The sequence below is a fragment of the Sporosarcina sp. P32b genome, from assembly GCF_002743335.1.
Classification (GTDB): domain Bacteria; phylum Bacillota; class Bacilli; order Bacillales_A; family Planococcaceae; genus Sporosarcina.
In genome coordinates this window covers 1-21,316 of the sequence record NZ_PDZB01000017.1, presented here as the reverse complement: position 1 = coordinate 21,316, position 21,316 = coordinate 1, and the positions used below count along the sequence as shown (strand labels likewise).

The following is a 21,316-nucleotide window of genomic DNA, read 5'->3' as shown; positions in this document are numbered from 1 at the left end:
TAGTAGGATATACGATAAAGTAAACGGCTGTAAGTACAGCCGTTTTTTTAATAGAGAAAATTATATAGAATCCATTCTATTGTCGAATGGTCTTACTGCATTTACTATAAGAAGATAAGGGGGTTTCGCTATGATTACGATTTGGTTTAATGCACTCTTCTACACAATGCAAAATGAAGGACATACAATAGATGCTTTACTGACAAAAGACGGAAAAATAGTAGCGACCGGGTCATATGATGAATTAAAAGATCGAGCCGATGAACACATGGACTTGCAAGGTGCTTTTGTTTATCCAGGATTTATCGATAACCATATGCACATAATAGGACAAGGTGAAAAGTTATTACGCCTTGATTTATCAAACACTACTTCTTCAGAGGACATGATGGAGTTACTTCTGAATGCGTATAAAGAGTTGCCAAAGGATGAGTGGTTTATTGGAGAAGGTTGGGATGAAAATAGTTTTCCTGACAAGAAAATCTTCACACGCTATGAGTTGGATGCTGTAACAGATTCACCTATGTTATTAAAACGCACTTGCTGGCATGCAGCGGTCGTGAATTCAAAGGCGCTCGAACTCGCTAGTATTACAAAAGATACACCTGATCCTGATGATGGTGTCATTGAGCGCGATCATAATGGAGAACCAACGGGGTTATTGAAAGAAGGCGCTATGCAACGAGTGCTTCAACTTTTACCAAATCCAACAGTGGCCTATGTCACGAAAGCATTGGAAACCTCTGTTGATCACCTACTGTCTGTTGGCTTGACAGGTGTTGTGACGGATGACTTAGGTTACTACGGTAACTATCAGACACCATTGAAAGCCTTCAATAACGTGCTTGGCGGCGATCGTAAATTCCGTGCCCATTTACTGCGTCATTTTAGCGTATTTCCTGACTTGATAGAGGATCAGGCCCACTATAATACACCGTGGGTAGAACCCGGCGAGATGAAGTTCTTTATTGATGGTGCTTTGGGCGGTAGTACCGCGCTGTTAAGTGAGCCTTACTCCGATGAACCCGATAATGTAGGAACCGCCGTATTGACTGATAAAGAGCTCGAGAACCATATAAAAATGGCAAGACACTATGGAGAAGCTGTTGCCATACATATGATTGGAGATTTGGCAGTTGAAAAAGCATTAGATGTCATTGAAAAGTACCCTGTTCCAGCCGGTAAGAAAGATCGGTTTATACATGTCATTTTATTACGAGAAGATTTAGTGGAGCGAATGCAAAAGCTTCCGATTGTTTTAGATATACAGCCCGCTTTCGTTCCTTCTGATTTCCCTTGGGTTGGAGATCGGCTCGGTAAGAATCGGCTTGACTGGGCATATTCATGGAAGAAGCTTCTAACTAAAGGATTTATTTGTGGCGGCGGATCAGATGCACCTATTGAAGACCCGAATCCTTTGCTTGGAATACACGCAGCGATCACAAGAAGATTAAGTATTGAAAAGCATGAAGGGTATTTGCCAGATGAAAAACTTAGTCGCTATGAGGCAGTACAATTATTTACTTCGGGTGCAGCGGCTACTATAGGTAAAGCTAATTCACGAGGAAAGCTTTCAGTTGGATTTGATGCAGATTTCACTGTCTTGAAAGAAAACCTTTTCACCGTAGAAGTGGATCGAATAGCCGAGGTACAAGTAGAGAAAACTATAGTAGCTGGTGAAGTGATGTATACAGTGAATACATGATAACTGTTTAGTAAGTAGCAAATGGGGAAAACTTTCCGAAAAGGAGGTTTTACTTTGGAATTGCTAAAAGTACAAGGAGAACTGGATTGGAAGAAGCTAACGCGTAACGTGTTGATTCCGGTCATCGGTGGATCTATTATCGGATATCTTGCCAACCGCAATACACAACAACAGTATGCTGAGTTGGAGAAGCCTTCATTTTCTCCTCCTGGGGCAACATTCCCTATTGCTTGGACGGCCCTATACACGATGATGGGTGTAGCGAATTACCGCGTAGAAATGAAGCAGAGTGCAAAAGGGTACGATGCGGCTATCCCTCTATATGACGTTCAATTAGGTCTCAATTTCCTTTGGTCCTTCCTATTCTTCAAATGGAATTTACGAGGTACTGCATTGATCGAGATGATGATCATGTTAGGAGCAATTGCTATGACTGCTTATGAATTCAATAAAACGGATCGGACCGCTGGCGCATTAATGGTCCCGTATATCGGATGGGTCATGTTCGCTCTAGTACTAAATTACTCTACGTGGAAATTAAATAAGTGAAACAGAAAAATGTCCCTGCCACTTCCGGCTGGGACATTTTTCATTGTTACTTATAGTGATTTTGATTATAGTTCATACGCTCTGCAGTCTTATAAGCATCATACATTCCCCAAATCCATACAATCGGATACGTAATGAAACCGATACCTACAAACATGAGTAGACCGTTAATTCCTTGCAAGATAATAAGTAAAATCCCTTTAAGGATTTGTCCATTATAAATTTGACCGACGCCAGTCCAGAAAAAACTTAGCACGGCGGCAATACCTGGATGCTTAAACATGTCATCTCCCCTTCCTGGCTGTTACTTCTATCTTACATTATGCAGAAAGGGAATGACAAGGTGTTTGCTATATGGTATATCAGAAACGGTCTTTATCCAATGGTGCGCCCTTGACGTCTACGTCACCATCTTTTTCGAAATGCACTTCTTCACGTTTCACTGTTTCGTGAATCGTTTCATTTTCTACAACCTCACGTTTCTTGAGAATGATCTCTTCCGTTACGACTGGCTTCTTAGTTACTTCCACCCGTTCTTCAGTAATCGGAATACGTATCGTCTCATCATCTTCTCTAAACGCTGTCGCATCTTGATCGTAGCGACTGTCAAGACTCGCTTCACCTTCTACTACAGGCCTACGTTCAATTGTTACTTCATCGTGTGAAACGCTAACGTCTACTGACCTAGGCTCTTCCACTACTTCTTTTTCTACTCGGATTTCTCCACGCTGTGATTCATGCTTTTCCACTTGAAGACGTTCCTCATGTAAACGTAAACTCTCTTCTTCTGTATGAGTATTAGAGAAAGCATGTTCATTTGTGTGCAAGCCATGATCTACGTCACGATTCTGATGGTTGAGAGTTTGATCAGGTAATGTTTGGCTCAATCTGAATGCTGGATCTCCGCCATTGAGTTCCTGGTCTGTTACGCTCATACCATTTGCTCCAAGATTGACGTCTGTACTTTTTCCATCTCTACCGTAGAAATCCGTATTGTCCATATAGTGTCGATTTGCTTCACCGGAGTCAACATAAAGCAGCATGCCGCCCTGTTCAATTTCCTGGTAATATTTCAATGTGTCCTCTTTACCGAACTCTAAGCTATCTACCATACGACGTACATGATCTTCTCCTGTTACGAAGCCCATGAAACGATCCCACCATGAATCATCAGCGGATTTAATTTCTGCATCTGTATTACTTCTAACCATAGTTAATTGATCATCGTCTTTAACAACTACATAAATATTGTCTTCGGGCCATCCTTCTTTTTTCAGATCATCCAAACGATTCACCAATTCTGTTTCATTATAGTACATTCCAATATATCTATTCTTCCCCATCTAAATCTCCTCCTCATATTATAATGTATTATGTTAAATTCTTTTATCGTCGTGTTGATACATTTACCCCAGTAATTTAAAATAGAAACATTTTCAGTAATTTGTTTATGAGAGGTATAAATAATGACCTGGAAGGAATGCTAATATAAAGGAGTGATTTCATGCTGGAATTAGATACGTCGATTGAAGGCAAAATGGCTTGCTTTGGGACTTTACGGGATAAAGTAGATCAGCACGGGTATCATTTTGGCGGAGGCTGGGATTATGATAAAGGTAGTTTCGATTCAATCCTTCATAGAGAAGCTGGAGAAACCATTTATTTACGTGTTCCCTTTGAAGTCCATGACGGAGAACTTGATGATTTCAACACATCCATCAAATTCAAAAAGCCATACGTAATCAAACATGTGGTCAATACAGGACTAGATCCTGACTCAAGCTCTTTAATAAGTGGTTCATTCAATCAATTCCAAGAACCATTGGATCGGGATGCAGAAATTCGTGATAAGAGTCGTTGGGAAATTGCTGGGGAACTCGCTATTGAAGAAATATTGCAGTACTTGGAATAAAAAAGAGGATCTTCTTGCCGGCTTCGGTAGAAGATCCTCTCTTTTTTATTTTGTTATATTTTGTACCTTTTCATCCATTTCATCTGAACTCAACACTTCTTTAGGAAATTTCACGAAAACCGGTTCAAGTTCACTCATTAACTCTTCTAATTCAGCTCCAGTATAGAAAAGTGATTCGAAGTATTTAGCATTTCCATTTGACTCCACTACTATTCTTAGCCGTTGCAAAGGTTCTTTACCAGCTAAATCTTCATCTGACATGATCACTTCTTCACCGACATAATTGGCCTGATGAATCCAAGATGTTCCTGATTGATCTTCTCCTCTAGCAAACGAAAGGAGTTCTTCTGTATCGACCGTTTGTTTTTTCAATGAAATCCCTCACTTTACCTGTTTGCTTTAGTGTTCCCTGTTGATGATTCTTAAAACACTTCAATTTTCGAAGTATAGGTCTTTATGAAGACTGCAGCCTGGATTAAAGTTCGCTTTACAGGAAGGACATTGATAGGAGCTATGAAAGTATTCGTTGATCGTGAGTTCATGACCACACGCACCACAAAGTATGGCTTTCATGTCAAACCGACTAGCTGGCCAAACGGCATGTTGACCGCAACCAGTTTCTTCATGGCATAAGTGACATGGGAAGTAGGTATTGCAGCAATAGAACTTGATGGCAATTCGGTCTGTTTCTGTTGCGTAATGAATGCAGCGCGTTTCATCATCCACTAGTAGCCCTCGAACTTCGTGACTGTGTTTTTTCATTTTACCCACTCCTTACGTTCATCATAAAAGCGGAATAGTCAGTATGCAAGATAAAAAGACATCTCAGCAACCGTAAGTTTACGACTACTAAGACATCCTGTGTCTACATATCTTTATGAGTAAATGGACACTTTCCAGTTAGCGGCACGCTATCGTCACCGATGAAAAATTGTTTCCATTCGTTATGTGTTGGGTCTCCAAAATGACTAATGTCAGGATGCTTTGGTAGGTCATCCCATAGCTCTACACGTTCACGAACTTTCTCACGCGAGTTGATTCCGCCTTTTTCCGTACCCGTAAGACCTTTGAAAATCTTGCGCGGCTGAAACCCGATGACCAGTGCATTTCCTAAGTCACGAGTCTTTCGTTGCTTATAGGCTGGCGCATTACCGAAAGCAAAAATCGGCTCTCCTTGGAAATGAAAGTCCCATAGATAATGGTCAGGATCTCGTGGCGCTTCAGCAGGCCATTGTTCTTGGTCTTCTGTATGCAAGTACTGCAAAATATCCCAAAACTGTTGGCGATACTCCTCTATTGTTCCTTCTTTTTCAAAAGGTTCAACAAATACAAATAGACCATGGCGTTTATGCTTTGGATTTTCAAATAGCGTCAAAAATGCTTCCAATGCTTGGGGCAAGTTCGACCAGTCATTTTTAGACACGTAAGCGTATCGTAGTTCGCCTTTATTTTCGCCAGCCATTCCAAAATAGCATGGGAATGTCTTATCAGTCACGATAGTATGAAACGTCTGATATTCTAACAGTAACCATTCTGGTAAATCATTGCGTTGTGCGAAGTCTTCCTTTGTTAATAAAGCATTTGACGTTTGAATCAACGTTTTATCCCCCTCTTACTTACTATGCTGTATATCCTTTACCCTGTCGTTTGCAATATAACACATGCGTTTCTCGAATTCAGGTTAGTAACCTATATACTATACAGAAGATAATGAGGCATTATGAGTGTTATATTCACTTTCATTTCAGCTCTATTCTTTCTACTTCATTTCCGTACTATTTGATTCAATCTAATTGAAGAGATATCTAGACCCATCAAAAACACCTTATCGATTTTCATTCGACAAGGTGTTCTTTCATTGTAGAGGTTTTGGGTTTTCCTGTATTTCATCTATTGTCTGCATAACTAATGTAACTGCCTGACTTAAGGCACTACCACCGCCAAGGGCTGCAGCGACACCAACAGCCTCCAAGACTTCCGGAACAGTAGATCCAGCATCCATAGAAGCTTTTGTATGGTAAATGATGCAATACTCGCTATGTGCATAGACACTTACAGCCAATGCAATTAGCTGCTTATATTTCTGGCTGATTTCTCCCTCTTCAAAACTGACCTCTGTGAATTCATGGAATGATTTCATTAACTTAGGTAGTTTTTCACTCATTGCGCCCATACCGGTTTTGTAATCTTGCAGTACTGCATCTGTAAACGTATAATCTTCCATAAAATTGCCTCCCGTCATAGCAACAGTATGTCCGATTCTTTGTTTGCTATTCAGCGATAACGGAAATGATATAAGCAATTACAAATCAAGGAGGCTCATCATGAAAATTGTCGTCACGGGTGATACCCATATTCCTGGAAGAGGCAAAACTTTGCCTGTTAGATTAATAAAAGAATGTAAAACAGCTGATTTGATTCTACATACAGGTGATTGGAAATCCATCGAAGTGGTGCAGATGCTTTCTGAACTCGCAGAGGTGCGTGGTGTTTCAGGTAATGTAGATGGCGAGGTGATAAAAGGACAATTTCCATCGCAACAAGTGATGCAAGTAGGACACGTGAAAATTGGCTTAGTACATGGTCACGGAGAGAAACAGACGACCGAAAAACGTGCTATTGCAGCATTTGAAGGAGTGCCATTAGACATCATTATCTTTGGACACTCCCACATTCCTATGCTTCGTTATATGAATAAAATCCTATTGTTAAATCCCGGATCTCCAACCGACAAGCGTAAACTACCTCATTACTCGTTCGCTATCTTACATATTGAGGAGGAGATTCGTGCAGAGTTAGTATTTTTTGATGATAAAACGTGAATTACTGAACGAATGGATTAATAGGTCCAGCCGCGATTATATTGAACAGGGGATTCAATTTCAACACCGAGTTCTTTAGCTGCTGTATATGGCCAGTAAGGATCACGTAATAATTCACGAGCAAGCAATACCATATCCGCACGGTCATTTTGTAGAATTTCTTCTGCTTGTAGGGCTGAAGTAATCAATCCTACTGCACCTGTAGAAATATTTGCTTGCTGACGAATCACATCCGCAAACGGCACTTGATAGCCCGGGAATGGATGGATAGCAGCTGGAACTACACCGCCAGAGCTCACATCGACTAGATCGACGCCCTGTTCTTTCATCCAAGCCGCCATTTCTGCATACTGCGAAGGATCCATACCGCCCTCTTGATAATCTTCTGCTGAAATTCTGACAAATAACGGACCTTCCCAAACAGAACGGATGGCATCGATCACTTGGCCTAGTATACGGTAACGATTTTCTGCTGATCCACCGTATTCATCCTCACGATGATTACATAGTGGAGTCAAGAACTCATTAAGTAAATAACCATGTGCACCATGGATTTCAATCACGTCAAAACCAGCTTGTTTGGAACGGATTGCTCCTTGTTTGAATGCTTCAATCGTTTCCTCAATATCAATATTAGTCATTTCTGCTGGTGTTTTATATTTCTCATTGAACGCAATGGGACTTGGCGCATGAATGGTTCCATCCACTGTCGCCTTTCTTCCTGCATGTGCTAATTGGATACCGGTACGGGCACCATGTTGTTTCATCAAACGAACGATTTCAGTTAGACCTTCAATATGCTCATCTGACCAGATTCCTAAATCTTCACTTGAGATTCTTCCTTGCGGTTGAACGGCTGTTGCTTCAACGATGATCAGGCCGACTTGTCCTACCGCACGGGTAGCATAATGGGTTTTATGCCAATCCTCTACTTTTCCATCCTGATTATGTGAAGAATACATACACATCGGTGCCATTGCAATACGATTTTTAAATTCTACACCACGTATAGTATAAGGGCTAAATAATTTTGTCATGAACAATTCCTCCTCTGCTAGTTCCTAGGGAAAGTATAGCAAATCTATATGTTTTTTTAATGTTTGAGGATTTTAAACCAACTTTATGAAACATATGGTAGTACTTGAACGTATAGTAGACTATATAAAAGGAGGTTTTTTCTTGAATCCACTCATTTCGATATGGACACAACCTAAGCAAACAATTCGTTATGTTCTCGAATACAAAACATGGAGTTATAGTTTTTTCATCTTATTCCTCGTTTCGGTCAGCGTCGGGATAACATCCTTTGCCGAAACGGATATTTTACCTGACCTTTCATTGCCTATAATGATACTGCTTGGTATCCTTTCATCATTCATCGGAGCTGTTATCAGTCTCTTTATTAGTTCCGCTCTCTACACTTGGGTAGGTAAATGGCTTGGAGGTAAAGGTAATTTCAAAGACATGGTGCAAATGTCGCCAATTGCTTCAATCCCATTGATATGGATGATGCCAATCAATTTGCTACTAGTTTTTATTTTCGGCAAGAATTTATTTATTGATATGATGAACACCGCAGATGCTGATCTATTTGGAACATTATCTGTTGTTCTATTGTTAACCAACTTACTTATACTGGGGTTAAGCATTTTTAATACCGTGATTTTATCTAAGGGTATTGGAATTGTTCATCAATTTTCCTCATGGCGCGGATTCAGTACGATTCTGATTGTGATTGGCTTATTTTTAGCTTTAATGATTCCATTTATTATCTTTTTAGTATTTGTACTTCTTGCTTACTAAATTCAACAATAAAAAAACTGAAGACGACTCCATTTCTGGATTTGTCTTCAGTCTGTTGCAAAGCTTAACAAGCTTTGCACTTTTTTATTTATTAACCATTTTCATGAATTCTCTCATTAATCCTGGAAGATCTGGCCAAGCATGTCCTGATACTAAATTTCCTTCTGTATGAAGGTCTTTTTCAATATACGTAGCACCCGCTGCTGTGACGTCGGGCTTACATGCGATATAGGCTGTGTATTCTCTACCTTTCATAAGATCCGGAATGACGGATAACACCTGTGCAGCATGACAAACTGCCGCCACTGGTTTATTCTCTTCAAAGAAATGACGGACAATAGCTGGTAAGGATTCGTCTAGGCGAATATATTCCGGTGCACGTCCACCTGGAATAATGAGCGCGTCATAGTCTGCAGGATTGACATCTTTGAAGGCAATATGTGAATCCAAACCATATGCCGGTTTTTCAACATAAGTTTCCATTCCATCGATGAAGTCATGGGTTACGGTATATAATTTCTTTACAGACGGTGAAGCAATAGTCGTGTCAAATCCTTCTTCCAAACAACGATAGTACGGATAGAAAATTTCCAAAGCTTCTACGGCATCTCCGCCAAGAATCAATACTTTTTTACTCATATGCAGATCCACTCCCCATTCTGAATTGTGTTACTACCTTACTTCTTTCGACAGTTTAATAATGAACCCTCTTTCTTTCAATGAAATTCTCTTCTTTATGTATGGATATCTCAAATTAAACCATAGTACGACGAGGAGGGATTTCTATGGATAAAGATATACGTCATTTGTTTCATAAAGGAACGATCAACGAGGAAATGGGAATGGAGTTTGAAGCAACTGCCGAGGAAGCTTCACGCGCTCGAGAAAATGCAAGCGGTAAAGAGTATCGAGATGCTTTGAAAGAAGTCTATCGCGCAACAGAGGATAAAAGAAAATAATTCAAAAAAGTCCCAACAGTCCACACTGTTGGGCTTTTTTACATCTTACTATACGTCTTCCTTTGTCTTCTGCGTATCATATATTGCTCAATAATGATCGCAAGGATCGTTCCTGTAATCAATCCATTAGATAATGTGGAAGCTACAATGGCTGGGAGTTGTGATAAACTTTCTGCTGGTACGAACATTGTACCTACTCCTACCATTAATCCAAATGCTACAGCTTGACGCGCACGTTCTTTTTCTGGATCCGCATCGAGTTCATTGAATGCCATCGACACCATTTTCGTAAAGATGGCAAAAGTTACAGCGTATGCAACGGGCGCTGGTAAAGCCGCAAAAATGGCCATGACACTTGGAAATAGTGTAATGAATACTAATAGTGTGCTACCAATAATAAATGGTTTTATCGACGGCATGCGTGTCGTGCCGACAAATCCTGCAGATCCTGAAATCGGTACGGAACCAATGGCAGAAAAAGCTCCCGCAATCAGATGGATAAATCCTGAAGCAAATGCCCCTTGGCGTAATCGATCAGGGGTATTAATTTTAAATGATTCTTTCAATAAATGCTCCATGACACGGATCGATGCAAGCATATTCGCTACTAATAATAATGTAATAAAGATCGCTGTAACGAGTACACCACTATCCCATACCGGTTTTCCGTAGACGAACAATTTCGGTAGTTGAATTAACTGATCGGACACTTTCGCAATAGCTGGTGTTTTTCCTAGCAATAAGAAAATCCCCCAGCCAAGTGCAATCGAAATTAATATGGCGTATTTAGATATGGATGGCCGTTTATTAGCCATCGCAATAAACGTTATCAATAAAACAATGAAGCTTCCGAGTAAAATGACTGGATCCAGATGATCTCCTGCTTCTTCTACACCCATCATTCCTTTAATAAAGGTACCGCTTAATTGTAAGATCAGAAGCATTAAATAAGTGAACGTGATCGCTGGTGTGAAGAGCACTTTCATCTTTGTAATAATTCCCGTAGCTGCTAGGATAATGAATAGCACACCGCTGTACAACATACCACTTTGCAATGCTTGCAGTGCGTCTGTTGACGTTGTATAAAAAATACCGACCATGCCTGCATAGACAACATAGATTCCCCACCATAAACCTGCGGGTCCTTCATTTATTGGCATTCGATGTCCGAAAAATGCTTGGATCAGACAAGCAATACCGAGAACGAATATGGTTCGTTGCATGAATAGTGACGTGGCTACTGGGTCCATACCGAAGACATGTGCGATCGCGATAGGAGCTGCAATAGATGATGCAATGAGAAAGACGGTCCATTGTATGCCGCCTGCTAGATGTTTCATTTGACGATTCCTCCGATAGTGCAGTGCAAATTAGAATTCATTTAGTATACCATGTGAAATGCTTTTTTTGCTTTTTGTAATTAATCTGTGTTTTTTGGAGTTACTAGAGCTAAAGGGGCGGGGTTTTGGACCCGAAGGATGCTACATAGTTAGCGGATCAGCTAGATCATTTCTTTGTATTTTTTGTACAGAGCTACCCGTTTGACTGCCTATAGAAGTTTAATACTCTTTGGCAACGGTGCTACTATTCTTCCTATTAGAATCACAACCTACATAAATGACCCTGCAGTAGTGCATACAACTGCTGGGGAGGCTGTTCATGCTGGTTCAGACCCTTTACCTAACTGCAGTAGCCAGCAACCAGTCGTGCGACGGACCTAACCCAAGCACTCACAGCGTAACTAAAAAAAGGACCATTGCGAGAAGTAGTAAAATCACTACTTCAACGAAATGGTCGTAAAAATCCCGATTACTTCCCTTTCGGTTGTAGCGTAAGTACACGTCCGTCAGGAATTTCTTGTGTCATGAATGTTTCATGGTATTGGCCTTTTGCCCAGTCTTCTGCTTGGTCATGGAACCATTTAGATTTCAGGTGTCCACTTTGGCCAGGTCCGACGACGTGATAGGTTTTGTTTAAGTCGTCTAGGTCTGCAACGAAACGCCATGATGCGCCGTGGTTGACAGAGCCGTCATCCTTGAAGGCAGCGGCTTGTACTGTGATATTGGATCCGCCGATTGGTTGTTTTTCAGGGTTTAATAATTTTGCAAATATAGGTGATGCGCTTGCTAGTGGGTGAGGGAATGTCAGTTGGTGATAGTCGCCCCATGCCCACTTTTGTTGTTTGTCGCCGAAGTCATTGGCGATATTTTTCATTGCATTGCTAAATGAATTATACACCCACTGATCGACACCTTGCTTTTCTTCTAACCAGACGCTTTCTTCTCCACTATAGCCTTTACGCAAAAGCTCGTCTGTAATTTGGTTTTTGCCTGGCATGAGTTCATATACATCGGCCGGCATCTCGTCGCGGAACATGTCAATTTGCAGTTGTTTCATCCACTTATGGAAAATTAGCGGAGCACTGCTGTCTTTTGAATCGAATTGATCCCATTGTTTTAACGTATTCAATACTTCTTTATAGTCACCCGATTGATCTTTTTTCTCTACTGAGCCAATCATGGAATCAAGGAACTCTGCTGCATAGAGATTTTTTTGGTCCATTTGCAGTTTCATCATGTCATCCACTGTAAAATTATCCCCTTCTCGTAGCACTTCCGCAATCCGTTCGAAGCGGTATGGTTGTGCCCAGAACTTCGTGATGTGATACGGATACTGTTCATCCACCACTTCATTGTTTGCTGTGGCGATGAAACCTTCTTTCGGATTCACTATACGTGGTAATTCATCATATGGAATATAGCTTTCCCAACCGTAGTCGGAAGAATCTCCTGGCACTGCCAATTGCGCGTCACCTTGTTTACGGATAGGAATGCGTCCGTTCGCTTTATACGCGATTGTGCCATCTGTAGAAGCGAAGACGAAATTCTGTGCTGGTGCGTGAAATTTCTCTAATGCTTTCTCAAAACTTTCCCAATCCGATGATTTATTCATCTCCATAATCGCTTCGAGTTCAAGTGTGGGCTCTAGTGCCGTCCACTGCATGGAGAATAATGCTTCAGGATCTTCTTCTTTATACATTATGTCTGAAATAATAGGCCCGTGTTTCGTAACGATTACTTCATATGGAATGTCTTCTGCACCTTTAACTTTAATCGTCTCATCCCGTACTTCTGCCTGTTCCCACTTTCCATCATAACGGAATTGAGCTTTTTCACTTGGATGCGGAACTTCAATATACAGATCTTGCACATCTGGTCCAACGTTCGTGACACCCCAAGCAATGTCTTCATTATTCCCTAAAATAATTCCTGGAATTCCCGCAAAAATTACACCTTCCACATTTTGTTCAGGGGATTGTAAATGCATTTGATACCAAATAGATGGAGTACTTAATCCTAAATGCGGATCATCAGCTAGTAGAGGTTTACCGGAAGCTGTCTTTTCTCCTGATACTACCCAGTTGTTACTACCATTAAATTCTGGTGGTGAAAGTTCTGGTAGGAAACGTCCCGCCACTTCTACACTATGTTCTTTATTAGCCGTCATAATAGATTCTGCGTTTTTTGGATACGTGAGGAATAAATCTTTCACTTTCTCTTCTGGAAATGCATTAATTGCCCAGTGGCGGAATGCTTGTGGTTGCCATCTGCCACCCAAGTCATACGCCATGTACTTCCCGATGGTTAATGAATCAACAGGCGTCCACTCTTCAGGCTCATATCCAAGAAGCGCAAATTCATAGGACAACTTCTTTTCAGATGTAGCTTCCTTAATGAATGCATTAACCCCTTCTGCATACCAACCAAGCACCACTTTTGCATGTTCTCCATATCCTTCATATGAAGCTTCCGCAGCTTTTCGCAAACTAAATGTACGGAATAACTTATCTGTATCGACGGCCTTTTCGCCAATAACTTCTGCCAAGCGACCACTCGCCTGCCTGCGTGCTAAATCCATTTGGAATAAACGGTCTTGCGCTTGCACATAACCTTGCGCTCGGTACAAATCTTCATCCGAAGCAGCGTTGATATGCGGGACTCCGTTGTGATCCCGTGTAACAACTACTTCTTGATCAATGAATGATACTTGGTGCTCACCTGCTTCAAGTGGTTTTGATTTCAAGATGTAAGCGTTTGCAAATATAGCGACAAGCACTGCTATAATGGATAGTATACTAAGCACCCACAATGTAATTTTTATGCCTCTCCCCATATTACTCCCCCCTCTTTAGAACTTAGTATACTATTAATATTCTGAAATTACTTTAGTTATTATTCTTTGATAGAAAGTATGAAACACAGTGCATGAAATTGATAAGGAGGAATAGGTGTTGGGTCGGGGATTTGCAATGCGAGTAGGTGATACTAATTGTAGTTCACTGTCAGTGGGCTAGTAGTTGTTTGAAACTTGAGTTTGAGTTTGAGTTTGATCAGAATTTGAACTTAAATAAGTTCGAATACATCAACAAATTACACACTACCTTCAGTGAGTGATCTAAGTACATCTACTTTTAACGTAGGATTGAAGAGGAAGCTGGGGCGACTCCTGGGGAATCAGAGTGATCTTGAGACCCCACAGGGAGCGTAGCCGACGAGGAGGCTCAAGATTACTCCCCCGGAAAGCGTCCCCAGCTGGAGCTTCAATCCCCTCGTACTCACTACTTTCTTTCACTGTAAATAAAACTTGAGGTTGATCTAATTCTTAAAACCACATAAAAAAGAATGTCCCTTAAAGTCACTGACTTTTGGGACATCCTCTTTTGAGTCTACTTAACGGGATTCGAAAATCTTTTGGATGACGTGATTATTGTTCGATTTTCCAAAGTTTTTATGAATACAGCTTTCGGGTTTTTCACGCAAGATAGACGCAAAGCTTTTGGCCAATTCCGCTTCCCCTGCCACATGCACTTCTTTCCATCCACGCTTCTTCTTCATGTTACCAACTACAGAGCCCATGTCTTTATAAAAACGATCTAGATTCACTTTTAAGCGCTGATCAAAGCCGTCTGTATGCCCTCCTACTCCCCGCTGTATGGAAGACTTGATGTCCTTTTGTTCTTTCCAGACATCGAGACCCGAATCAAATTCATACACTGTTTCGTCATGGACTCTCCCCATTGCTGTATCCAAAATCCGGACATTGCTGTAACTCGGGAGTATTATTCCCGCTTCTGGATATGCTTGTAACATATACTCGAATTCATTCGTCATCGCCTGGTTCTCCCAATGAAAACTCGTCTTGACAGCCACTTGAACATAATGAACAGACCAAATTTCAGGATCTGCTGCCGCAAAAATGATAACGCCTTTCGCCAAATCATTTTGCTTATCTTCAACTTCCTTCATCACGCGGTCTTTCACCGAACGAAATGCTGTCAATTCCTTTTCATCTCCGGATGCGACAAGATATTCATCAAGCCTTTTCAAACCTGATTTCAAATGAATTCTCCACGCTGCTTGCTGTTGTTCAGGATCTGCAGGATTCGTGTTTAAGTATACTGACAGCACACATCGGTCATCACAGTGAAATGCTTTCAACTTTTTCAATTCTTCGCTAATACTCATCCAATCATCCTCCTTATTCCCTCAGCTGTAGCATGCCCGCTGAAATGAATATTACAAGGTAATTAGAGCTGTGAATTTTTTCAAGTAGAAAAAAATATATTAAAAATGCCCAGTTCGCAAAAAACGTGCAGTTAATTCAGCTACTTCTTTTTGGTGATGGATTTCTTTATGTCCATATGGCAACGTTATAAAATCAGCTAGTCCCGGATAGTAAACTGAACTCAACTCTATTCTTCCATCATTTTCTCCTCGGAGTAACATTCCAAGCCATAAATGGTTACGGTTTCCTGCGATTGCGCCAATTGAAAAGGGAGTCACGTCCGGCAAATTTAGTTGCTCAATATACGTTGCGTTCAATGACCGCAATGTTCTATAGTACTCAGTGTATCCTGAAATTTTACTCGCCACGTATGCAAGCTGACTTCCTTTGTTGGGCGTGGCAATTTGCACACAATGACCAATTGAATCCATCCATTGTGATTCCTGCAATACTTTTCGAATAAGAAGACCGCCTGTACTGTGACCAACCAAATGAATAGGCCCATCTTTTTTTGAAACCATATCGGATAAATGTTTTTCCACATAATAAAGAGATTGATCAAATTCATGATATGTTAACGGTAAGTCGAGCGATCTGCATTGAAAACCGAGATGTTCTAAATAGGTAGACAATGTCTGCATATCGCGTGAGTTTTTATTAAAACCATGAAGTAAGAGGACTCGTTTTTCCACACGATCACTCCTTTATCGTTAATTACCTGATTCGATTTTCTTAATAAGTTCCTTCGTTTGTTGATTCAGCTCTTCTACATTCACTTGCTCTCGTTGAATATCCTTCACTTCATACTGTTGCTTCATCAGTAAAATACGCTCGACACTTTGATTGATTCGTTGTTCTGTAATGACTCCCTCATTTATAGCCGCTTGTAATGCGGTGAGTAGTTCGTTTACTGGCGTATATTTATGCCCAACGAGCAAAATATCTCCACCTGCTACAATAGATTGGATTCCCACCTCACCAATCGAATAGTTTTCAACGATAGCTCCCATGACCAAGTCATCTGTAATAACAACACCGTCAAACTGTAATTCATCACGCAATAAGTCTTGAATAATTATTTTTGAAAATGATGCAGGTGTTTTCGGATCATATGCCTCTACAAGTAAATGGCCGACCATTACCCCATTTACGCCACCCTTAATCGCCTGTTTAAAGGGAAGCAGTTCTACATTCTGCAAGCGCTCCTTAGTATGCGTGATTACGGGCAAATCAATATGCGAGTCTATACTTGTATCACCATGTCCCGGAAAGTGTTTGACGACAGGTATAACATATTGTGATGCCATTCCGTTCGCTTGCTGGATTCCTGCTTTACTGACTAGCCGTGCATCATTACCATATGAACGGTCACCAATCACTGGATTATTCGGATTGCTATCTACGTCAAGTACAGGTGCAAAATCCATATTCAACCCGAATGCACTCATCTTCCGACCAATTAACTCTCCAATATCGTATGCATATTTCCCATTTGCAGCATTTCCAACTTTACGATTGGAAGGAGTTTTCATGAGCCCTTTTGGCAATCGCGTAACGCGCCCTCCTTCTTCATCTGCACCAATGAATAACGGGGTTTTTGAATTTGCATTGGCCTGTTTTAACTCATTAATCAAGTTAAGTGACTGCGAAACAGAAACGAAATTACGTTTAAATAAAATGATGCCACCGACATGTCTGTCTTGAATAAATGTTTTCGCTACTGAATCCAGCTGTGGACCTTGCACACCCATCATAATCATCTGACCTAGCTTCTCATCTAGTTGCATTCCCTCTATCACAGCCTGAATTTCAGCACTCGGCTTATGAAGTACAGCAATTTCTACGATGAATGCATGGTTTTCTGAAGAAGTAAACAACAAGGTTAATCGATATTCATCATTCAACTCATAAATAAATGCCGTTTGCTCATCTACTTGTCTCAGTTTATCCGGAGCTCCTAGTATTTCCTTGGTTTGAGACTGCGTAACATCATCGAGTGTTGATTCCACTGTACGTAATTTGTAGACCAGATTATTCTCTGTTAAACGAAGCTTCAGCTGCTCTCTTTCATAAACCACATGCGTTCCTTTACTATCACGTTCTACTTTATCTGCTTCTCCTATTTGATCTTGGATTTGTTGTAAAGTAGATTTTCCTGCCTGCCACTGTTGGTTGGGCAATTTTCCTTTTTCAGCCGCATCGCGGATCCCAATCAACGCTTGTTCGTTCTGTTTATTTCGTATTTCTATTTGTTTAGATTGTTCATTCTGATCGCTCTTTTGATTTGAACACCCTATTGCTATCATAAAAATTGCACTGACGACGAGTAACAGCAATATTCTAGATACTTTTTGCATAGCTCCACCTCATCTTTTAGTCATGATAACATTTTTCAGACTTCTATTGATATCGTTAGCTGTCGCATAAAACTTCGAATTTTGTCCATTCTAGTCAGTAGGAGGTGGACGAACATGACGAATAAAAATAATAAAAAAACCATGAATGAACGGACACACAACCCGTTGAATACGTATGAAAATAAAAACAAAGAAGCGAGTAACAGTAATAATCAACATCCGGAGGGGCATTCATTAGAAGAGTTTTCTGCAGAGTTTGGATCTAGGCCCAAAAATAAGAAGAAGAAAAAATAAAACAACTGCCGCTTTCTAATCTTTAGAATGGCGGCAGTTGTTTTATTTTATACCTCTTCAATAATCTTGTAATGACGTCTTCCATACCAATTCCCTACCTTATTGTATACAGAGGCAAGTACTTGCTGGAATAGCATACCCAAAACGACAGGCATTGCGACTTTCGCCGGGAAGAAAGTCGTCGCTATTACAACACCTGTAGCGATATTTCGCATACCCCCAACAAACATGAACGTCGTAGCAATTATTGGATCCTTCCATAGTACATGCGCGATCCATAAGGCAGTTGCATAGCCCGTTAACGCTATGAACAATACTAGAGCAATAATACCGACAAGTTCTAAAGAAACCTTCTGTACATAAGGCGCTACGGCACTACCATTGATTGCAACAATCGCAAATAGACTTAATTTAGAAAGTGGAGCTAAATAGGGGCCCCATTTATTTTGGATGCTTCCTTTTGATAGTTCATTTAACGTAATACCTAATATGGTAGGTAGTACAATCATCCAAAGTAAATTAAGTATTAGTGACATCGTATCAATTGTTACATTTTCTCCTACGACGAAATATAGAATAGCCGGTAAAATAATAGGTGCCAGTAATGTATCAATCAATATGATAGATAAGCACAAAGGCAGATTACCTTTCGAGATAGTTACCCAAATTACACTCGTAACACCCGTCGGAATAGCTACCGACAACACAAAACCTACCGTCAGTAAATGATCATCAAAAAAGATTGTGGATAAAAAATAAGCCCATGCAGGCATTACTATATGCAAAAAGGCGATGCTTGCAAGCACTACGGCAGGATACTTCCTTACCATACGAATTTCTTTAACATTCATACCAAGACTACCTACAAACGTCATAAACGCAAACAGCCAGGAGACGATAAATAATAACTGCTCCCCTACTTGATGAAACAATACACCTATAACTAAGCTAAGAGGTGTCAAGATGGCAATCCATCGTTGTAAAAAGGTATTCAATTTACTAAACATATAATTCCCTTCTTTACTAGCCTGACGTCATAGTTGATATAGTCGTATTCTAGCATAGTAGATTGTGTGAAAAACAATACTCTATCTTAAAAATAAAAAGAGATATAAAAAAACCGCAGCAATAAATCGCTACGGGTGTTTGATGACGAAATTATTTTGTGTATGAAAGAACTGCATATTTGCTGAAGTTCTTCATTGCATCTGTCGCTTCTGCTTTTTCAGCATATTCAAAAATACGTACGTTTGCTTGATCGAATAAAGTAATTACCCACATGTTTTCCAGTCTCCTTTTAATTTGTATTCATTTATCAATAGGTAAGTCAGTGCTTAGTATGTGTATGTTAAAACTGCGTAATTGTTAAAGTTCTTCATTGCGCTAGTTGCTTCTGCCTTCTCAGCATATTCAAAAATCCTCACGTTTTCTTGATCAAATAATGTAATAACCCACATGTTGTCAGTCTCCTTTTAATTTGTATTTATTTATCAATATAAAAGCCAATGCTTAGTATGTGTATGTTAGGACTGCGTAATTGTTAAAATTTTTCATTGCTTTTATTGCTTCGGCCTTTTCAGCATATTCAAAGATTCTTACGTTTGCTCGGTCAAACAATGTGATAACCCACATATTGTGTAGTCTCCCTTTTGTTTGGCAGCATACTTCCTTGAATGGAATCTGCTAACCAATTTCTTTTGTTACTCTTATCATACTCTGTTCTACAACAAAAGAAACCGCCATGTGAAACATTTCACAATTTATTCAAAGTCAAAACGCTTACATATGTCATAACTGTGTCTGCAAACGTTTTCTTATAAGTGAAATGTAATTTATGCATGTTTTAAAAATATAATTTGATTTTTTCATCAACACAAAATTACATCCTTCGACATACTCTGTGAACTGGTATCTTCAATTATAAATATTCCAATTCAATATACATGTAAAAAAACGTAGCGATGTATGCTACGGATTAAAGTACTAACTGCTTATTTCGTATAAGTTAGAATGGTATATTCACTGAAATTCTTCACGGCATTCATAGCTTCTATCTTCTCCGCATACTCAAATATTCGTACGTTTTCTTATTCAAATAAAGTAATGGTCGCTTTGTGAATTCTAGTCACAATTGGTTTAGCCGTTTGCTCACATTTCTGTTGAACACAAAAAGTGTTGATAGACATATACTATGATGAAAACATAAAGAAAGGGATGAGTTCAATCAATCAACCTGTTTCTAATTTCATGTTAGTGTGTTGGTATCAACCAATGTATGTATGGCCTTGTTTCAATTTTTATCCTACACATCAAATGAATCAAGCTGAGTATCCATCTGTACTAACACAACGTCGTCAAACAGATTTTGGTCCTATGCCCTTCACGATCAATATAGAAGAGGCAACCAAACGAAACCAAACGTTCCGCACTGCATTATGGACCGGTGACCATTTGCAACTCACACTTATGAGTATTTCACCTGGAGAGGATATTGGTTTAGAAATACATCCGCATGTTGATCAATTTATTCGGCTTGAGGAAGGGCAAGGTATTGTTCAGATGGGGAGTAGAAAAGATCAAGTAGATTTCGAGCGGCACGTTCAGGATAATGATATTATTATTATTCCAGCTGGAACTTGGCATAATCTTACGAACACTGGTGCTGTGCCCATCAAATTATATTCTATTTATGCGCCACCAAATCATCCGCGCGGTACGGTACATGAAACAAAAGCTATTGCGGAAGAAATGGAGTCCACACATACTACTCACAAGACAGATATGTAGTCATCTAAAGTGCACTGTTGCTGTGATAGTAAAAGTTAAAAGACAAGATACCCATTTACAGGGCATCTTGTCTTTGTTACTTCTATTCATAGTGTATAACTTATCATAAAAATAATAAGGCTAAGCTAACAACGATAGAAATTGAGAGCGCAATTTTACTTAACAGCACAAGTTCTTCACTTCTGAACTTTATAACAACTGCTAATATAGCTACAATCCCCATTGCTATCGCTAATGTTCTTTGAACTGCAAAGTTTGTAGGGAAAGTTGTAAACGCTAGGTAAGATAAAAGTAGGCCAAACACCATATTGACTATGATTATACTGTTATTAGATTTACTTTTATACAGTAACACTTGAATCCCTATTGCTAAGACTATTAAAATTATATACATAATTTCTAATATGCCTAATGCCATTTGAGTACCCTCCCTCCCTCTATAAATGTTGATGTATCAACGGTTTGAGCCGTTGTAAGGGTGCCAAAAAAATATTTTTTACACGATGATAAACAATAATAATTAGATATTTGAATATTCAAACGTCCATGGGTGCGCTACGCGG

The 21,316-nt window shown here is 39.9% G+C and carries 25 protein-coding genes; 8 read left to right on the top strand and 17 right to left on the bottom strand.

Annotated elements, in window-relative coordinates; all coding sequences use genetic code 11:
- Positions 1-130: 130 nt before the first annotated feature.
- Together CSV64_RS11870 and CSV64_RS11865 are read left to right on the top strand one after the other, a co-directional pair.
- A complete protein-coding gene (locus CSV64_RS11870) occupies positions 131-1,705 on the top strand; it encodes an amidohydrolase (protein ID WP_099634768.1) in 1,575 nt (524 codons plus the stop codon).
- 54 nt (positions 1,706-1,759) lie between these two features.
- Positions 1,760-2,254 (top strand): TspO/MBR family protein, encoded by a 495-nt coding sequence (locus CSV64_RS11865; protein ID WP_099634769.1) that lies wholly within the window; start codon positions 1,760-1,762, stop codon positions 2,252-2,254.
- Positions 2,255-2,300: 46 nt separating this feature from the next.
- On the opposite strand, the gene CSV64_RS11860 is transcribed toward CSV64_RS11865, so the two are convergent.
- Positions 2,301-2,537, bottom strand: coding sequence for a hypothetical protein (locus tag CSV64_RS11860; RefSeq protein ID WP_099634770.1), 237 nt, complete (start codon positions 2,535-2,537; stop codon positions 2,301-2,303).
- A 79-nt stretch (positions 2,538-2,616) separates the two neighbouring features.
- On the bottom strand, positions 2,617-3,597 hold the full coding sequence (locus CSV64_RS11855; RefSeq protein WP_099634771.1) for a YsnF/AvaK domain-containing protein: 981 nt from the start codon (positions 3,595-3,597) through the stop codon (positions 2,617-2,619).
- Positions 3,598-3,758: 161 nt separating this feature from the next.
- Here CSV64_RS11855 and CSV64_RS11850 point away from each other — a divergent pair, with 161 nt between their 5' ends.
- On the top strand, positions 3,759-4,166 hold the full coding sequence (locus CSV64_RS11850) for a YugN family protein (protein ID WP_099634772.1): 408 nt from the start codon (positions 3,759-3,761) through the stop codon (positions 4,164-4,166).
- 45 nt (positions 4,167-4,211) lie between these two features.
- On the opposite strand, the gene CSV64_RS11845 is transcribed toward CSV64_RS11850, so the two are convergent.
- The 4 genes from CSV64_RS11845 to CSV64_RS11830 all read right to left on the bottom strand — a co-directional run bounded on the left by CSV64_RS11845 (position 4,212) and on the right by CSV64_RS11830 (position 6,390).
- A complete protein-coding gene (locus tag CSV64_RS11845) occupies positions 4,212-4,538 on the bottom strand; it encodes a hypothetical protein (RefSeq protein WP_099634773.1) in 327 nt (108 codons plus the stop codon).
- 60 nt (positions 4,539-4,598) lie between these two features.
- Positions 4,599-4,928 carry a CHY zinc finger protein gene (locus CSV64_RS11840; protein WP_099634774.1) on the bottom strand — a complete coding sequence of 110 codons (330 nt, stop codon included), beginning with the start codon at positions 4,926-4,928 and terminating at the stop codon, positions 4,599-4,601.
- A gap of 103 nt (positions 4,929-5,031) precedes the next feature.
- Positions 5,032-5,763: a YqcI/YcgG family protein gene (locus CSV64_RS11835; RefSeq protein WP_099634775.1), complete on the bottom strand. Its 732-nt coding sequence runs from the start codon at positions 5,761-5,763 to the stop codon at positions 5,032-5,034.
- 258 nt (positions 5,764-6,021) lie between these two features.
- A complete protein-coding gene (locus CSV64_RS11830) occupies positions 6,022-6,390 on the bottom strand; it encodes a carboxymuconolactone decarboxylase family protein (protein ID WP_099634776.1) in 369 nt (122 codons plus the stop codon).
- A 100-nt stretch (positions 6,391-6,490) separates the two neighbouring features.
- Between CSV64_RS11830 and CSV64_RS11825 the strand changes: the two genes are divergently transcribed.
- Positions 6,491-6,988: a metallophosphoesterase family protein gene (locus CSV64_RS11825; protein ID WP_099634777.1), complete on the top strand. Its 498-nt coding sequence runs from the start codon at positions 6,491-6,493 to the stop codon at positions 6,986-6,988.
- A 17-nt stretch (positions 6,989-7,005) separates the two neighbouring features.
- Here the strand turns inward: CSV64_RS11825 and namA are convergent, their stop codons facing one another.
- A complete protein-coding gene (gene namA, locus CSV64_RS11820) occupies positions 7,006-8,025 on the bottom strand; it encodes an NADPH dehydrogenase NamA (RefSeq protein ID WP_099634778.1) in 1,020 nt (339 codons plus the stop codon).
- Positions 8,026-8,167: 142 nt separating this feature from the next.
- Between namA and CSV64_RS11815 the strand changes: the two genes are divergently transcribed.
- Positions 8,168-8,791, top strand: a complete 624-nt coding sequence (locus tag CSV64_RS11815; RefSeq protein WP_158233042.1) for a Yip1 family protein — start codon at positions 8,168-8,170, stop codon at positions 8,789-8,791.
- Between the two features lie 84 nt (positions 8,792-8,875).
- Here the strand turns inward: CSV64_RS11815 and CSV64_RS11810 are convergent, their stop codons facing one another.
- A complete protein-coding gene (locus tag CSV64_RS11810) occupies positions 8,876-9,430 on the bottom strand; it encodes a DJ-1/PfpI family protein (RefSeq protein WP_099634780.1) in 555 nt (184 codons plus the stop codon).
- A gap of 146 nt (positions 9,431-9,576) precedes the next feature.
- Between CSV64_RS11810 and CSV64_RS16670 the strand changes: the two genes are divergently transcribed.
- On the top strand, positions 9,577-9,750 hold the full coding sequence (locus tag CSV64_RS16670; RefSeq protein WP_158232208.1) for a hypothetical protein: 174 nt from the start codon (positions 9,577-9,579) through the stop codon (positions 9,748-9,750).
- Between the two features lie 38 nt (positions 9,751-9,788).
- On the opposite strand, the gene CSV64_RS11805 is transcribed toward CSV64_RS16670, so the two are convergent.
- From CSV64_RS11805 to nagZ, 5 genes are all read right to left on the bottom strand, one after another.
- On the bottom strand, positions 9,789-11,090 hold the full coding sequence (locus tag CSV64_RS11805) for a purine/pyrimidine permease (RefSeq protein WP_099634781.1): 1,302 nt from the start codon (positions 11,088-11,090) through the stop codon (positions 9,789-9,791).
- 469 nt (positions 11,091-11,559) lie between these two features.
- Positions 11,560-13,923, bottom strand: coding sequence for a penicillin acylase family protein (locus CSV64_RS11800; RefSeq protein ID WP_099634782.1), 2,364 nt, complete (start codon positions 13,921-13,923; stop codon positions 11,560-11,562).
- Between the two features lie 557 nt (positions 13,924-14,480).
- A complete protein-coding gene (locus tag CSV64_RS11795) occupies positions 14,481-15,275 on the bottom strand; it encodes a VLRF1 family aeRF1-type release factor (RefSeq protein ID WP_099634783.1) in 795 nt (264 codons plus the stop codon).
- A gap of 99 nt (positions 15,276-15,374) precedes the next feature.
- Complete coding sequence (locus tag CSV64_RS11790) at positions 15,375-16,007, bottom strand: lipase family alpha/beta hydrolase (protein ID WP_099634784.1); 633 nt, start codon at positions 16,005-16,007, stop codon at positions 15,375-15,377.
- 18 nt (positions 16,008-16,025) lie between these two features.
- Positions 16,026-17,672 carry a beta-N-acetylhexosaminidase gene (gene nagZ / locus CSV64_RS11785; protein ID WP_099634785.1) on the bottom strand — a complete coding sequence of 549 codons (1,647 nt, stop codon included), beginning with the start codon at positions 17,670-17,672 and terminating at the stop codon, positions 16,026-16,028.
- A 114-nt stretch (positions 17,673-17,786) separates the two neighbouring features.
- On the opposite strand from nagZ, the gene CSV64_RS11780 reads away from it, so the two are divergent.
- A complete protein-coding gene (locus tag CSV64_RS11780; RefSeq protein WP_099634786.1) occupies positions 17,787-17,966 on the top strand; it encodes a hypothetical protein in 180 nt (59 codons plus the stop codon).
- Between the two features lie 47 nt (positions 17,967-18,013).
- On the opposite strand, the gene CSV64_RS11775 is transcribed toward CSV64_RS11780, so the two are convergent.
- The 3 genes from CSV64_RS11775 to CSV64_RS16980 form a co-directional block, all read right to left on the bottom strand.
- Positions 18,014-18,973, bottom strand: coding sequence for a bile acid:sodium symporter family protein (locus tag CSV64_RS11775; protein ID WP_099634787.1), 960 nt, complete (start codon positions 18,971-18,973; stop codon positions 18,014-18,016).
- Between the two features lie 151 nt (positions 18,974-19,124).
- Entirely contained in the window at positions 19,125-19,247 is a 123-nt protein-coding gene (locus tag CSV64_RS16985) for a hypothetical protein (RefSeq protein WP_255397466.1), read from the bottom strand.
- Between the two features lie 53 nt (positions 19,248-19,300).
- Positions 19,301-19,423 (bottom strand): hypothetical protein, encoded by a 123-nt coding sequence (locus tag CSV64_RS16980; protein ID WP_255397648.1) that lies wholly within the window; start codon positions 19,421-19,423, stop codon positions 19,301-19,303.
- 856 nt (positions 19,424-20,279) lie between these two features.
- Here CSV64_RS16980 and CSV64_RS11770 point away from each other — a divergent pair.
- On the top strand, positions 20,280-20,753 hold the full coding sequence (locus tag CSV64_RS11770; RefSeq protein ID WP_233190458.1) for a cupin domain-containing protein: 474 nt from the start codon (positions 20,280-20,282) through the stop codon (positions 20,751-20,753).
- A 103-nt stretch (positions 20,754-20,856) separates the two neighbouring features.
- Here the strand turns inward: CSV64_RS11770 and CSV64_RS11765 are convergent, their stop codons facing one another.
- Positions 20,857-21,171, bottom strand: a complete 315-nt coding sequence (locus CSV64_RS11765; RefSeq protein WP_099634789.1) for a hypothetical protein — start codon at positions 21,169-21,171, stop codon at positions 20,857-20,859.
- Positions 21,172-21,316: the final 145 nt, after the last annotated feature.